The organism is Arenicella xantha (assembly GCF_003315245.1).
Classification (GTDB): Bacteria; Pseudomonadota; Gammaproteobacteria; order Arenicellales; family Arenicellaceae; genus Arenicella; species Arenicella xantha.
The window spans coordinates 63,231-76,100 of the sequence record NZ_QNRT01000010.1; the positions used below are offsets into that span (position 1 = coordinate 63,231).

Genomic DNA, 12,870 nt, shown 5'->3' on the forward strand with positions numbered 1-12,870 from the left:
GTGCAATTTGAAAATCGTCAACCGGCAGATGGAATCAACGCGCCGCCTGAACACCCATTAAAGGAATTTACTCAGCTGCTAATCGCCGTTGGTCTTACCTGCGTTGCGCTGGTCGCACTGCTTACCTATATCGCAGGTCAATTAGCGCACCATATCCCGTTTCGTTATGAGCAAGACATGGTGGCCAATATAAGCTGGCTCGAGCCACAACAAAATAGTTCTGAGCAACAACGCCTGCAAGCAATACTTGATCAAGTAGTCGTCAACATGGGTTTGCCTAACGACATGCAAATCACTGTCCACTATAGTGACGACACAACGGTTAATGCGTTCGCGACACTCGGCGGGCATATCGTTATGTTTAAAGGCTTGCTAGATCAGCTTCCCAATGAGCAAGCCATCGCCGCCGTATTGGCGCATGAAATAGCCCACGTCAAATTACGTCATCCAATTGTTGCCGCTGGGCGCGGTTTTACCCTGCTAACACTAGGCGCCGTAATCAGTGGATCATCGAGCAGCACAGCCGGACAATGGCTAATCGGCAGCTCTACCAACTTACAATTGATGCAATTCTCACGCAAACAGGAGCTCGCAGCTGATCGTTTAGCCGCCGAAGCAATGCTCGCCACCTACGGAAGTATCGACGGCTTACTAGCGGTATTCGATTTGTTCACAACTCTCGAAGCTGACAGCGCCTTCACCGCATTAGATGTTGAAGCCCTGCGCAGCCACCCTTATTCGCACAAGCGACGACGAGCTATTGAAAAAATTGCACCAAGCAGCAAGCGTTCACAGCAACACTAAGAATTGACTGAAGTTTCAAATTGAGCTCAATCAGCGCTTGCCATTCCCCCTAAAAAATGAAATTGTAACGGCATGAAAACTAAGAAAAATATTGTAGACAACTGGCTCCCCAGATACACCGGCATGGAACTCGAAGGTTTCGGGAAGTACATTCTTTTAACCAACTTCGCCAACTATCTGGATTTATTTGCAGCGCAAGCTGGTGCTGAGATCGTCGGACGCGATAAACCCATGCCGTGCGCCACTGCCAATGGCATTACCATGATCAACTTTGGCATGGGATCACCCAATACCGCCACTATTTGTGACCTATTGAGTGCAATCAAGCCCGAAGCGGTGCTGTTCTTGGGTAAATGCGGCGGCCTTAAAAAGAAAAATTCTGTTGGCGATTTAATTTTGCCCATCGCCGCCATCCGCGGCGAAGGAACCAGTAACGACTATATGTTGCCGGAAGTACCTGCATTACCAGCGTTCGCACTGCAAAAAGCCATCAGTACCACGATTCGTGACCACCAAGAAGACTATTGGACCGGAACCGTTTACACCACCAATCGTCGGGTATGGGAACACGACAAAAACTTTAAGCGCTACCTGCGTAAAACGCGAGCAATGGCGATTGATATGGAAACTGCCACGTTGTTCTCAGCCGCATTTAAAAACAAATTTTCAGCTGGCGCACTATTGTTGGTAAGCGATGTACCCATGACTCCAGAAGGCGTAAAAACCGATACCAGTGATGCCGAAGCAACTAAAAGCTATGCACAAATGCATGTAGACATTGGCATTGATAGCCTGAAGCAATTAATTAACAACGCACTCACCGTGAAGCACTTGCAGTTTTAATTAAATGGCCAACAATATTGAGATAAAAGCACGGGCGGCGGCATTCGACACTCAGCGCGAAATCGCCCGTGGAATAAGCAACGCATCATCAGTGTTCACGCAACAAGACACATTTTTCAATGTGCCAGAAGGGCGGCTTAAACTCCGTGAGCTCAGGGATGCCGACGCGCAACTCATTTTTTATCAGCGTATCAATCAAAGCGGGCCAACATTGTCGGACTATCACATTAGCGAATTGCCCGACGCCACTGGGATGAAGTCGGTTCTCTCCAAAGCATACGGAGTGCGCCAAATCGTCAGCAAGCAGCGTGAATTATTTATGGTTGGCCGCACGCGAATTCATTTTGACACGGTCAACGATCTCGGTCAGTTCATCGAACTTGAAGTAGTTCTCAACGACGGTGACTCCATTCCCGAGGCAAATGCCGAAGCTAAGCGGCTAATGAACCAACTTGCTATTCAACCCGAGCATTTGGTCGACGTGGCCTACGTTGATTTATTGGATATTGCCGCATGACCCGCTTAATCCTAATCGGCGCGCTTCTGCTCGGCTTAATCGGCTGCAGCCAACCACCTGCAGCCACCAGCTTGTACAGTAACGAACAACAAGCCTTAGAAGCCAGCACTCAAGCACTCACTGAATGGGCTAACCAGCTACTCAGCCAGGTAGCAGAGAACAATGTTGACGTGCAAAATGCATTTAGTTTGGTGGAAGTTGAACAACAGCGAGAGTTAACTAGCGAAGAGCTTGAGACCTTCGAGCACGCACAGCAAGATATACAACGGCGCAATGCGGAAATTTCAGCACTGTTTGAGCAAAGCAATAGCCTGCAAGTGGCGTTATTCGACTCGCTTTACCAATTACTTGGAAAGCTCGATGCCGGTGCACAGTTTTGCGGACTAGCCGATTCCTCTGACTCCAATTTGGCCTTGATCGCCAAACCTAGTCAAACCGCTTGGCCGGAACTCGAAAGTGCCTATGTCAACGCGCTCGCCGCAGGCCAACAAGCATTGAACAACAACGCACAATATCCATGTGAGCAATTTGAATCAGACTATGAACCCCTGCTCGCAAACCTGCGTCTACGTGTTGACGAAGTGAACGCTCTGATGGGTTCATTGGTTTTCTAATTAGTTCTCACAATTGCTTGTAAACGTATCGCAATGCGGCAATTACCGCCGCTACCTGCGCCTGAATACAGTTTTCATCATCCACTAACGGGCTGTCAGGATACACTTCGGTCGTGGTACAGAAATCCGCATCACTAAATCCCGTGCACAAGGACAAATCCTTCACCGCATAATTAATAACACCAGGCTGAGTGATTCGCTCCCCTATAATCCGCCCGTCCTCATCAGAAGGCGCAATATGCGTAACCGCTTCAACCGCGGCAATAATCTCTGCTTGAAAAGCATCTCGAGGGTTCTCCGAATCGCCCACTAGATAGAAGCCATCTGGAATATCCCAGATCGCATGCTCGACATTATCGCGAGCCGCAAGTGCAGGCCGAAACTCCGAATTATCGGTGTCAGTGGTTTCATGTAGGTCAATATGCAGCGTAATCGTGTCCGTAATGGAGTTGACATATGCCATCAAGGCAGCCGCTTCTTGCGACGGGGAATTTTTCTCAAAAGACCGATTTGGATCAATCGCGTAAGGGTTCCAACGGTTAATCGTCTCGTAAGCCCAGGGGCTAATACAAGGCGCGATAATCAGATTAAACTGTTGGCTAAATTCCGGTGCATGCAGCACTAGAAAACGTAACGCACCTTGCACACCGCTGGTTTCATAGCCATGCACACCACCGGTAATAAGCGCAACCGGCTTGTCACACTGCCAGTTAGAGGATTTAGCTGCGAACAATGGGTACCGGTCGGGGTCGTAACTTAAAGCGCCATATTGTTCTACCGTTAAACATGCATCAACGGCTGACAACTTGGCCAATACCTCGTCGGCGTATTGTCGTTGTATCGACTGCATCGCCAACCACGCGCCACGTTCTGCACTGGCCCAAGGCTTACCAGGTTGCCCAACGGCGTATCGAGTGTCTTCATTCATAAATGTGCAAGAGGACCCAGCCTCAGAAAGTTATAGGTTTACGTTTTGTTTCAAATGACCGCGAATATCCACCGCCAGCTTGAGAAACACTAACAACACTAGAGCAGCCAAGGCATTGCCGAATACTGAAACTAAGCCACCGCCTACGATGATCGTGACATGCATCATAATGATTCTTGGGTAAATACTGTCTTTCGAGATATCGGCGCCTTGGCTTATGGTCGATTTTAATGCCACCAAATGACTTACCGTCATGGCCAGCAACGCAGGCCATAAGGTAAACATGTACTGCTTAACGCGCACTAAGTCACCACTAATCCCCGGCGCTGAACCAGATTCATCAAATCCCGTCACAAACAGCGTCCAAATAAACAAGAAATGTATCGCCATAAACGCCCCAGCGTGCGCCACGGTAAACAGACTCATCAAGGTTCCGGCAATCGGTCGTTTAATGATCATGCCTAAGCAGGTCACTAATACAATAATTCCGGTTTCAGCCCAGTACAACACCATAATCGCACTCAGGTCCCAGCGCAAAAACAGCACGCCAAACAACGGCACCAAGTTCGCTAGAATCAATAATACAAGGGACCCACGACCAGTCGAATTCTCACTCTGGGTTAGCGACTGCGATTGTGGCACAGCCTCAATCGGTACCGATGCGTGGACGCTAGACTCTAACGCGTCAAGATTGGTCTCGCGCATTTTATTTAGACTAACAGCTTGCTTAAAGTGGTTTAGATCAAGCAGCGTCATGTCCGAACCAAAAGCCGAATTATCATTGCTAAGCTCAGTGATGATTTTGATCTGTTTTCCGCTACGCGCGAATATCGAGTTTGGTTCGGCATCGACTAAGATCGCGTCGTTAATTTCCTTAGCCGCCAAAGTAAAACGAACCCCAATACCCGGCACCCCAAGCACGAAATCAACCATGCCTGCTTGCACCACAACAACCATTCGCCCGAACATGAGCACCAGCGTTGCAAACAACAAAAGCACAGTTGGCAAGGTCCAAATCACCAGCCAAAAGGTAACGAACAGCGCCGCAATAAGCGAGAACAACTCATCCGCGTTAGACCACAACCCCACTGCCTGCTTGAGCACTGTCAGTTCCACAGCGCTCAACACCAATGTTATCAAACCCAGCACCAGCATAACTTTAACCGACTTAGCCAGCGGTGATACCAGTTCATAGTCAGGATTACCGCGCACGGCTGACCCAAGCCGAATGCCAAAGCGATTATTTCTTAGAAAGTGTTTCAATAACATGCTAATCCAGCACTCTATGTCAGTGCCATCTGCTTAATTAAACTCCAGGCGCTAAACTGAAGATCTTAACCTAAAGCATAGTTCCCCTAACCGCAGAGACCTTTGATATAGTTATCGGCTCCACGATTCAGACAATAATAAACTTATGAAATCACTGACTCCACTTATTTCCTTGTTGTTAATTGGGGCCTTAACCTCCTGTAGCAACGAAACCACTTCCAGCGCGCCTGAGCAAACAGCTGACGCCAGTACAAGTGCAGCCGCAGCGCCAGCCACAAAACCCGATACTGAAAAACCTTCGCGCTTCGATATCTACTCTGAAGTAGAACTAAATGTCGATATGAGCGCGCTTACCGACCAACAGAAAGAAATGGTCGCGTTACTTATTGATGCAGCAAAAATAACCGACGACATTTTCTGGTTACAAGTATGGGGCGACCGACAGCCTTTGCTTGACAGTATTGATGACCCCAAAGCACGACAGTTCGCATTTTATAATTACGGCCCATGGGACCGCCTCGACGCCGATAAGCCGTTTTTAGCCGATGCTGGACCACGCCCCGAGGGCGCTCGCTTCTACCCCGAAGACATGAGCAAAGGTGAATTTGAGGCATGGGACCAAGTCGGCAAAGACGGCTTGTACTCGATCATCCAGCGCGACGCAGAGGGCAATCTCAAACTAGTGCCTTACACCACCGCTTATCAAGCGCAAATACAAGAGATTGCCGACTTGCTGGATCAAGCCTCAAAACTTGCGGCAGACCAAGGCTTCGCAAATTATCTCACGTTGCGAGCCGAAGCATTACGCAGTAATGATTATCAAGCCTCTGACATGGCATGGATGGAAAACAAAACTAACCCAGTAGAGTTGGTGATTGGCCCAATCGAAACCTACCAAGATGCCTTATTCGGTTATCGAGCCGCCTTTGAAACCTTTGTGCTTATTAAAGACATGGCTTGGAGTGAGAGACTCGCTCGGTTTGCTAAATATATGCCGGAATTGCAACAAGGCTTGCCGGTTCCCGAGCAATACAAAGCAGAAGTACCTGGGTCCGATGCAGATTTGAACGCCTATGACATGGCCTATTGTGCCGGAGACTGTAATTCCGGCGCGAAAACGATCGCAATCAACTTACCCAACGATGAACAAGTCCAGCTAGAGAAGGGCACGCGTCGACTGCAACTAAAAAATGCTATGCGCGCAAAGTTTGACCAAATATTACTCCCGATTGCCGGCGAATTAATTGCGCCCGACCAACGCGACAACATCACCTTCGACGCATTTTTCGCCAACACCATGTTTCACGAAGTCGCGCATGGCCTCGGCATTAAAAACACTCTCGACGGCTCCGGCACAGTACGACAAGCGCTTAAAGAACACTCATCGGCGCTGGAAGAGGGCAAAGCCGATATTCTCGGGCTATATATGATTCAAGAGCTCCGCGCGAAAGGCGAAATTAGCGAAGGCGAGTTGATGGACAATTATGTGACCTTCTTGGCCGGTATTTTTCGCTCAGTTCGATTTGGAGCTAGTAGCGCACACGGGCGCGCAAACATGATTCGATTTAACTATTTCAGCCAGGCTGGGGCGTTCTCGCGCGATTCAGACACCGGCACATATCGTGTCAATGTTGCCGCGTTCGAACAAGCTGTGAAAGGGTTAAGCACCAAGTTATTAACGCTGCAAGGCGACGGTGATTATCAAACTGTCGCAACCTTTGTGGCCGATAACGGGCAAGTAAGTGAGCAGTTACAAGCCGATCTTGACCGCTTGGCAGCTGCCAGCATTCCGGTCGACATCGTTTACAAGCAAGGCAAAGAAGTATTGGGCTTATAGGTTAAGAGTCCGGTCTAACCAACTTTCTCACTCCGTTGAGAAACAAAAGCCCCTGACAGCATTCGCGGTCAGGGGCTTTTTTCGGCCAGTGTTCGACCGATCTATTTGATGGCGGTATCGAACCTAGCTTGATTCAACCATTAGCTTTTGTCAGCAACCACGATCAATTGATTATTCACCGTCGCAACTGATTCGGTGTTTTCAGCGATACTCTCGACCAAGTCTTTGGCTGCATCGCTCTCAACGGTTCCGTTCAAGGTAACCACCGAGTGATCGGTATCTACGCTAATATCCAAGCCTTTCACCGTGTCTTCCAGCAACAGCTTTGACTTGATTTTGGCGGTGGTTGTGGCGTCCGTCCAATGCTGCGAAAAACTCTTTTGTTCCTCGCGACTCTCGTTCACAACGACATCCTGATCGACAGTGAGTTCATTGTTGACGCTTTCGATGCCATCCACGCCTAGCGCGATTTGTTCCGCCAACTCAGCATGTACCGGACTGTCTACCGTGCCCGACAAGGTCACCGTGTTCATCGCTGTTTTAGTGTTGATCTCAAACGCATTAAGATTGGTATTGAGCATCAAGGCCATTTCCACCTTTCCGTCTAGCCAACCTTGATATGCCTCACCCTTCCACTGCTCTATTGTTGCGGCATCCGCGTTGTCTTGAGTTTTGATCTCGTGTTGACCGGCAAATGCGGCCCCGGAAATCGCTAAACCTAAACCTGCAGCAAGTGCGATTGGCTTTAAGTTAATTAATCTACGGTTATTGGTTTGCATAATGTCGTCTCCAATTTTAGTTTGTTTACAGAATGAGCTGTTGCCGCCGAACTGCGCTCAACAGCGAGTAGTTAGACATCAGCAAATGCCGTGCCAACACAGAAAATGCCAATAAATTCATAAGGACAGCTGCCTCATAACGACATTTAAGGCCGAAGTGACACATTTTTTTGGTGGATATCCACCGATTTAGACGATATCCACCACACTATTAATAAACGACTGCAAATTGATGACGACCATGATCAATTCTTTTAAAGTACCTAGTAAACCCAATCTTAACTATTGATAAACCGTTGATATTAGCGCCAGCATCGCCTAGCGTTGTGAATGAATAACCCCGACATCAACCTGACAGTCGGCCAAATGCCGTGGTTATGGAACTCCGGAACACGCAAACTTGTTAGCACCACATAGCAAACCAACAGCACCATGATTGTACGAAAACTTAGACTTCAACGCGGATGGTCACAAGAACATCTTGCCACGCTCACCGACCTGAACGTTAGAACCATTCAGCGAATTGAGCGCGGACAGCCAGCAAGCTTAGAGTCGCGCAAATCATTAGCTGCGGTATTTGCCGTGGACTTAGCCACCTTCGATTCCGAACCATTAGAAACGGAAGCGAATGGCACCACAATACAACCAAAAACTAACGAGGCGACCATGCAATCCGAATCAATTCAACCCAACTTAACCCAAGCAGAACCCATTCCAACCGTGTCAAAAGATGAAAAACACGCCATTCAATATGTGAAGGGACTCAAAGAGTTTTACTCCCATGCTTTTATGTTTGTTTTCTTTGCCGGTGTAATTATTGTAACCAAAGGCATCGATGATGCTCACACGCTATGGCTATTGCTTGGATGGGCTGTTGGCGTTGTCATCCATGGGTTGGTGGCCTATGAGAAGATCAATGTCTTCACGGCAAACTGGGAGCGCCGATTGGTAGAGAAGAAGCTGGGGAAGCGGCTCTAGTCAGCGAGCAGCGCTAATCAGCAAGCAAGTAGAGCAACCAATGATGGCGAAGAACTCCATCATTGGTAATGACCATGGGACGAATGGTCAAACGGCCATTTTTCGAAATTTGAATGAAATGCTAATGTCATCTCTCAGTTTAATCACGAGATCAATCGTGAAGTAAGCGCCACATATTCAGATTAACGAGAAATAAATCATGCATATCAAACAACGCTCTAATCGCCGACAGCTATTGAAGGGTGCCGGCGGCATTGCCATCTGGTCGACTCCTATCGTTCAAAGCATATTGCTCCCCGCGCACGCACAAACATCGACCGGTGCTATTACTAGTTTAACGACGCTAGCTAATTGGCATGCAACACCAGACAGCCAGCCGATTGTGAGCAGGGGAGTAATCAACGTACAACTGGATTACACCAACATTTCTGCGTCGAGCATTGTTTTTCCTGCGTCGGATTCTGACACCATTCAGGTCTGGACCACACCATCGGTGGATGATCCTAACCCGGTCTTCTCAGTATCACCAGCCGGCAGCACGGTAGCGATCAACGACTCATACTCATATCGTTTTACCATTGATTTCTCGGTGTTGGCCGATACCGAAACTGGGCTAGCATTTCGGCCCAGGTCAACCACCTTAGGCACCATGAGCCCCACAAACGCGCGACTAGACTCAGTATTAATCACTGAATAGCGGCCAATATAGCTAAACCTAAGAATTGATTTCGCTAATTTCCAATAAAGCCCGTTGTCCGACCAGTAAAACGGCGTCGAGATCCCGTGACGTCGCTAGCCCGCTGTCGGCGCGGGCAACTAAGTTAGACATGCCAGATAAAAATTCTGCCAGCACCACTCGCTCCTCATCAAACAAAACGCTGGCTCGTTGGTAGTCCTCTTCGAGGTCCGCTCGCAAGCGTAATAACCGATACCCTTCACTCGCATCAGAGTAGCTTTGTGTCGCCAGTTCATTCAGTAGCTGCTTGAGCGTTGGTAACATAGCGTTACGCAGCCACTTTGCTCGCAAGCGCCGAATCGCCCCAAACTTATACTGATGCACAAGGGTAATACCACCAGCCAGTAACGCTAGAGCCAAGCCTAACTCAAGCCAAAAATTACTCGACATAATACTAAGAACTGGTGATCGGTTCGACGACTGCCAAGCAGCGCACTAGCGTCACGATTACTCGATAAAACTCTGCCTTATCAGTTGGGTAGTCGTGTCGACTAAGCTGTTGCTGTAATTGCATCTTTGAACTATTCGCCTAAGTTTGGTGACCGCGTATATAACAGGCAAAAAAATGGGCGACTTAAAAGTCGCCCATTCTTAGCATAACAACTGGCTATGCGGAAACTCAGTCTATAATGGAACGACTTTGTTTGCACATGGTCCTTTTTGTCCTTCACCAACTTCGAACTCAACTTCTTGTCCGTCGTTAAGCGTGGCGTAACCGCCGCCGCTTTGGATTTCAGAATGGTGCACAAACAAATCTTTGCCGCCATCAGCAGGTGCAATAAAACCAAAACCTTTCTCAGCGTTGAACCACTTAACAGTACCTTTACTCATTTTCTTTACTCTTTTTAATCGGTGAAATAATTATCGGAATATTCGAAGTCACCGCTTCGAATAAACAAAAACAGGTTGCGGCTCAAGTTAACATCGTGATTCAAAACAAATATTGATACCCGAGAAATGGCAGCATCCTCCTCAGAATGGGACTTTACACCATGCAGCTAATATTTATCGCCTGTTTTGCAAGACAAAGTCACTTTTATCATCAACTAATGGCATTTAGTGACTAAATTGCACTCGAATTCCTTCATATCTCCTTGTTTTAAAGAAATTTCATTCATTTAAGTCGATAAAAATATTTTATCGACTTAGTAAATTTATTGGCAAATGCAGGGTAAATCTCGCGAATAATTCAACTCGCCTGGTTATTCGTTGGCACTTTGAGCCTTGTGTATCAAACTTAGACCTAAGCGAGCCACACAACGAACCACTACCGCAAACGCAAATATTCCAATACACAGAGCAATAAGCACTGAATAATCCAGCATTCGGTGCTCGTAGTTTATGTTGCTCTCGCGGTTGAGTTGATAGAAAAACAGCAGCCACTGCCCAAACCAAGCAGCAAGGCAATAAAACAACAAGGTCCGACGCCAGGGTAGAACCAGTGGCAACAAATTAATAATTGCGAATATTGCGAGCAAGGCATACGTCAAGTTTTGCATTTACCCTTCGACCACCTTAAAAGTGGTCCCCCACATATGGCAAATCATTTGTAACTCTTCAAGCGCGGTTTGTTTAGGGTGCTGAGACAACGACATATAGATATTTTCTCCTCTATTGGCAGCACGGCGGTAGTTCGGCAGGCCAGACAAGCGTGAAAAAAAGATACTCTGATCCGCTTCACATTTAAACACTGGGGTTACTATTTCGATAAGCATCTTGTACCAATGGCACACAGCAGTTCAACACGCGCAGCAACCTCAATCACAGTAAGACTTTACGCACCACTTTCTACCAATTCCTTAATCTTGTAGGCTTTTTCAAAGTGGTCTAATTGGTGAACCTTAATCCACCAACTAGCCGCTTCCATTAACTGTTCTGGGTCATCATTCTTATTCGCAAAAAACGCATAAAACGATAGCCCAACATTTAGCCCCTTCTTACTGATTTTATCATCGCAAACTTGGATGATCTTATTTCTCAATGACTCTCTCATTACTATCCAGCGAATATCTCGCTTAACCTAACTAAATCTCACTTTGGCACTATGTTCAACCAACGCGCTTATAGAACATCCGACATTGAATCACCTATTAGCGTTAGCTCAGCATTTATTTAACTCTTCTTAAGTACCGACCAACTATATAGTTGGCATTCATTAAGGTCAGCGTCGCCTGGTCGGTCTCTTGTGGGCTTTGAACAAATATCATGATGCCCAGATGCTCGTCTAAATGTTGAGCTACAACCCTCATATCATGCTGCTCTATTATCGTCATTGTGTAAGTGGCCGTTACATTATTTGCGTATTCAGTCGTTAAAACTAACTCAGGGCCACTGATTTCAACGGTGATTTTCTCACTAGATGGTTGCCAGTCAGCAACTTTATCGTTATTCAAATACTGAACGGTATCATCGTATTTTTCGTAGTATATTTTCATCACGGCTGTGAGAGCACCGCTAATATTCCTTTTTTCATACCTAGCTTTACATACCTAGCGCTGGCTAACAAGCTTACTATTTCTATTTTGTCGAGATGCTCAACCTTTGGTAGGGTAGGGCAGACCAGCGCTATTTTATAAATGGTGTTCAATTGAGTCATGCAAAATTTCGACCAGGTCTGCATCCATATATTGATAGTCATCCGGAATATCCAGAACAACTATTTTTTTGTAATCTAACAGCCTTGTGAACTTAGCAATAAGCCGTTGCTTATGCTTGTTCTCCATCACAAAAATATGGGTCGACCACTGAATGTCCTTCACGGAAACGGTTCTTTGCGCATTAGGACTAGTGCCTGCAGACCGAGCACTAAAACCTTTATCTAGATAGATCTTTTCCGCAGTGGGACTTCTCCACTTATTACGGCTACAGATAAAAAGAAGCGTAGGTTGATCAAGCATAGTTCCAACCCTCACTCGAGTCGTTTGTCGATATCAAAATACCTGAGCATAAGCGCAATTGATAATATACCCACCAAAAGCCAACAATCGGTCTAGGGCCAAGTTTCGATCTGAATATAAAAGCATGAATGTGTTCGTTTAAATCGATATTCCATTGTACTGTTAACGCCTTTCAAACGGGCGCATTGAAGACGCTTCCCGCGGACGCAGCTTGGCGCGGAGTGCACTTTGCAAACTTGTTATGGACTTTCTTCACTTTCTGTTTGGTCACTTTTTGTAATGTGGTAAGAAATTACAAAATAAATATCTACTACCACGATCAGTAAAAATAAAGCCGTTATAACTAGCCCAATATACATGAACTCTATTTCGCCTGAGTTATAAGCTGTAAACGTTAGAAACCCAGTAACAATTAACAAGATAATATGCACTGTTAAAGACTCTGAAGCAGTATGAGAATTAACCTTGACGATCCTCGATCCAAGAGTATTTACTTTTAGGTTCAAATAATATTTATTTCTACTCATCGCCTTCTTGCATATCCATAGACAAAATGACTCCTTAAGGCGGTGTTAACCCCCACTGTTCGTGGGCTAGTTAAACCAGAGCCATAATATAGATTCATCAATATGCTATATGCGGGAGTTAACACCATGTCTAAAGATACC

17 protein-coding genes are annotated in these 12,870 nt (G+C 46.6%); 7 read left to right on the plus strand and 10 right to left on the minus strand.

Going from position 1 to position 12,870, the window contains the following annotated elements; translation table 11 throughout:
- The 4 genes from DFR28_RS18990 (at window position 1) to DFR28_RS19005 (ending at window position 2,778) form a co-directional block, all read left to right on the plus strand.
- The gene (locus tag DFR28_RS18990; protein WP_113955987.1) at window positions 1–804 is read left to right on the plus strand and encodes a M48 family metallopeptidase; all 804 of its coding nucleotides are present in this window, start codon (window positions 1–3) and stop codon (window positions 802–804) included.
- A gap of 72 nt (window positions 805–876) precedes the next feature.
- Window positions 877–1,647 (plus strand): AMP nucleosidase, encoded by a 771-nt coding sequence (locus tag DFR28_RS18995; RefSeq protein ID WP_113955988.1) that lies wholly within the window; start codon window positions 877–879, stop codon window positions 1,645–1,647.
- Between the two features lie 4 nt (window positions 1,648–1,651).
- A complete protein-coding gene (locus tag DFR28_RS19000) occupies window positions 1,652–2,164 on the plus strand; it encodes a class IV adenylate cyclase (protein WP_113955989.1) in 513 nt (170 codons plus the stop codon).
- Window positions 2,161–2,778, plus strand: a complete 618-nt coding sequence (locus DFR28_RS19005; RefSeq protein ID WP_113955990.1) for a hypothetical protein — start codon at window positions 2,161–2,163, stop codon at window positions 2,776–2,778. Before DFR28_RS19000 ends, DFR28_RS19005 begins: the two co-directional genes overlap by 4 nt.
- Window positions 2,779–2,785: 7 nt before the next feature.
- On the opposite strand, the gene DFR28_RS19010 is transcribed toward DFR28_RS19005, so the two are convergent.
- A complete protein-coding gene (locus tag DFR28_RS19010) occupies window positions 2,786–3,706 on the minus strand; it encodes a M14 family metallopeptidase (RefSeq protein ID WP_113955991.1) in 921 nt (306 codons plus the stop codon).
- Between the two features lie 30 nt (window positions 3,707–3,736).
- The gene (locus tag DFR28_RS19015) at window positions 3,737–4,975 is read right to left on the minus strand and encodes a DUF6498-containing protein (RefSeq protein ID WP_113955992.1); all 1,239 of its coding nucleotides are present in this window, start codon (window positions 4,973–4,975) and stop codon (window positions 3,737–3,739) included.
- A 145-nt stretch (window positions 4,976–5,120) separates the two neighbouring features.
- On the opposite strand from DFR28_RS19015, the gene DFR28_RS19020 reads away from it, so the two are divergent.
- The gene (locus tag DFR28_RS19020) at window positions 5,121–6,812 is read left to right on the plus strand and encodes a dipeptidyl-peptidase 3 family protein (RefSeq protein ID WP_113955993.1); all 1,692 of its coding nucleotides are present in this window, start codon (window positions 5,121–5,123) and stop codon (window positions 6,810–6,812) included.
- 140 nt (window positions 6,813–6,952) lie between these two features.
- Here the strand turns inward: DFR28_RS19020 and DFR28_RS19025 are convergent, their stop codons facing one another.
- The gene (locus tag DFR28_RS19025; RefSeq protein WP_113955994.1) at window positions 6,953–7,591 is read right to left on the minus strand and encodes a BON domain-containing protein; all 639 of its coding nucleotides are present in this window, start codon (window positions 7,589–7,591) and stop codon (window positions 6,953–6,955) included.
- 432 nt (window positions 7,592–8,023) lie between these two features.
- On the opposite strand from DFR28_RS19025, the gene DFR28_RS19030 reads away from it, so the two are divergent.
- Together DFR28_RS19030 and DFR28_RS19035 are read left to right on the plus strand one after the other, a co-directional pair.
- Window positions 8,024–8,569, plus strand: a complete 546-nt coding sequence (locus tag DFR28_RS19030; protein WP_113955995.1) for a helix-turn-helix domain-containing protein — start codon at window positions 8,024–8,026, stop codon at window positions 8,567–8,569.
- A 199-nt stretch (window positions 8,570–8,768) separates the two neighbouring features.
- The gene (locus tag DFR28_RS19035) at window positions 8,769–9,266 is read left to right on the plus strand and encodes a hypothetical protein (RefSeq protein ID WP_113955996.1); all 498 of its coding nucleotides are present in this window, start codon (window positions 8,769–8,771) and stop codon (window positions 9,264–9,266) included.
- A gap of 18 nt (window positions 9,267–9,284) precedes the next feature.
- On the opposite strand, the gene DFR28_RS19040 is transcribed toward DFR28_RS19035, so the two are convergent.
- The 7 genes from DFR28_RS19040 to DFR28_RS19070 form a co-directional block, all read right to left on the minus strand.
- On the minus strand, window positions 9,285–9,695 hold the full coding sequence (locus tag DFR28_RS19040; RefSeq protein WP_113955997.1) for a hypothetical protein: 411 nt from the start codon (window positions 9,693–9,695) through the stop codon (window positions 9,285–9,287).
- A gap of 234 nt (window positions 9,696–9,929) precedes the next feature.
- Window positions 9,930–10,136 (minus strand): cold-shock protein, encoded by a 207-nt coding sequence (locus tag DFR28_RS19045; RefSeq protein WP_113955998.1) that lies wholly within the window; start codon window positions 10,134–10,136, stop codon window positions 9,930–9,932.
- A gap of 371 nt (window positions 10,137–10,507) precedes the next feature.
- A complete protein-coding gene (locus DFR28_RS19050; RefSeq protein ID WP_113955999.1) occupies window positions 10,508–10,804 on the minus strand; it encodes a hypothetical protein in 297 nt (98 codons plus the stop codon).
- Window positions 10,805–11,020, minus strand: a complete 216-nt coding sequence (locus DFR28_RS19055; RefSeq protein ID WP_113956000.1) for a hypothetical protein — start codon at window positions 11,018–11,020, stop codon at window positions 10,805–10,807.
- A 59-nt stretch (window positions 11,021–11,079) separates the two neighbouring features.
- Window positions 11,080–11,298 carry a DUF6500 family protein gene (locus DFR28_RS19060; protein WP_113956001.1) on the minus strand — a complete coding sequence of 73 codons (219 nt, stop codon included), beginning with the start codon at window positions 11,296–11,298 and terminating at the stop codon, window positions 11,080–11,082.
- Window positions 11,299–11,413: 115 nt separating this feature from the next.
- Window positions 11,414–11,740 carry a hypothetical protein gene (locus DFR28_RS19065; RefSeq protein WP_113956002.1) on the minus strand — a complete coding sequence of 109 codons (327 nt, stop codon included), beginning with the start codon at window positions 11,738–11,740 and terminating at the stop codon, window positions 11,414–11,416.
- A gap of 135 nt (window positions 11,741–11,875) precedes the next feature.
- The gene (locus DFR28_RS19070) at window positions 11,876–12,202 is read right to left on the minus strand and encodes a low molecular weight protein tyrosine phosphatase family protein (RefSeq protein ID WP_113956003.1); all 327 of its coding nucleotides are present in this window, start codon (window positions 12,200–12,202) and stop codon (window positions 11,876–11,878) included.
- Between the last annotated feature and the right edge of the window lie 668 nt (window positions 12,203–12,870).

Coding starts and splice junctions, on each gene's coding strand:
- DFR28_RS19045 (WP_113955998.1), bottom strand. CDS start 10,136: ATGAGTAAAGGTACTGTTAAGTGGTTCAACGCTGAGAAAGGTTTTGGT.
- DFR28_RS19055 (WP_113956000.1), bottom strand. CDS start 11,020: ATGCTTATCGAAATAGTAACCCCAGTGTTTAAATGTGAAGCGGATCAG.
- DFR28_RS19010 (WP_113955991.1), bottom strand. CDS start 3,706: ATGAATGAAGACACTCGATACGCCGTTGGGCAACCTGGTAAGCCTTGG.
- DFR28_RS19000 (WP_113955989.1), top strand. CDS start 1,652: ATGGCCAACAATATTGAGATAAAAGCACGGGCGGCGGCATTCGACACT.
- DFR28_RS19050 (WP_113955999.1), bottom strand. CDS start 10,804: ATGCAAAACTTGACGTATGCCTTGCTCGCAATATTCGCAATTATTAAT.
- DFR28_RS19030 (WP_113955995.1), top strand. CDS start 8,024: ATGATTGTACGAAAACTTAGACTTCAACGCGGATGGTCACAAGAACAT.
- DFR28_RS19065 (WP_113956002.1), bottom strand. CDS start 11,740: ATGAAAATATACTACGAAAAATACGATGATACCGTTCAGTATTTGAAT.
- DFR28_RS19035 (WP_113955996.1), top strand. CDS start 8,769: ATGCATATCAAACAACGCTCTAATCGCCGACAGCTATTGAAGGGTGCC.
- DFR28_RS18995 (WP_113955988.1), top strand. CDS start 877: ATGAAAACTAAGAAAAATATTGTAGACAACTGGCTCCCCAGATACACC.
- DFR28_RS19060 (WP_113956001.1), bottom strand. CDS start 11,298: ATGAGAGAGTCATTGAGAAATAAGATCATCCAAGTTTGCGATGATAAA.
- DFR28_RS19025 (WP_113955994.1), bottom strand. CDS start 7,591: ATGCAAACCAATAACCGTAGATTAATTAACTTAAAGCCAATCGCACTT.
- DFR28_RS19020 (WP_113955993.1), top strand. CDS start 5,121: ATGAAATCACTGACTCCACTTATTTCCTTGTTGTTAATTGGGGCCTTA.
- DFR28_RS19070 (WP_113956003.1), bottom strand. CDS start 12,202: ATGCTTGATCAACCTACGCTTCTTTTTATCTGTAGCCGTAATAAGTGG.
- DFR28_RS19015 (WP_113955992.1), bottom strand. CDS start 4,975: ATGTTATTGAAACACTTTCTAAGAAATAATCGCTTTGGCATTCGGCTT.
- DFR28_RS19005 (WP_113955990.1), top strand. CDS start 2,161: ATGACCCGCTTAATCCTAATCGGCGCGCTTCTGCTCGGCTTAATCGGC.
- DFR28_RS19040 (WP_113955997.1), bottom strand. CDS start 9,695: ATGTCGAGTAATTTTTGGCTTGAGTTAGGCTTGGCTCTAGCGTTACTG.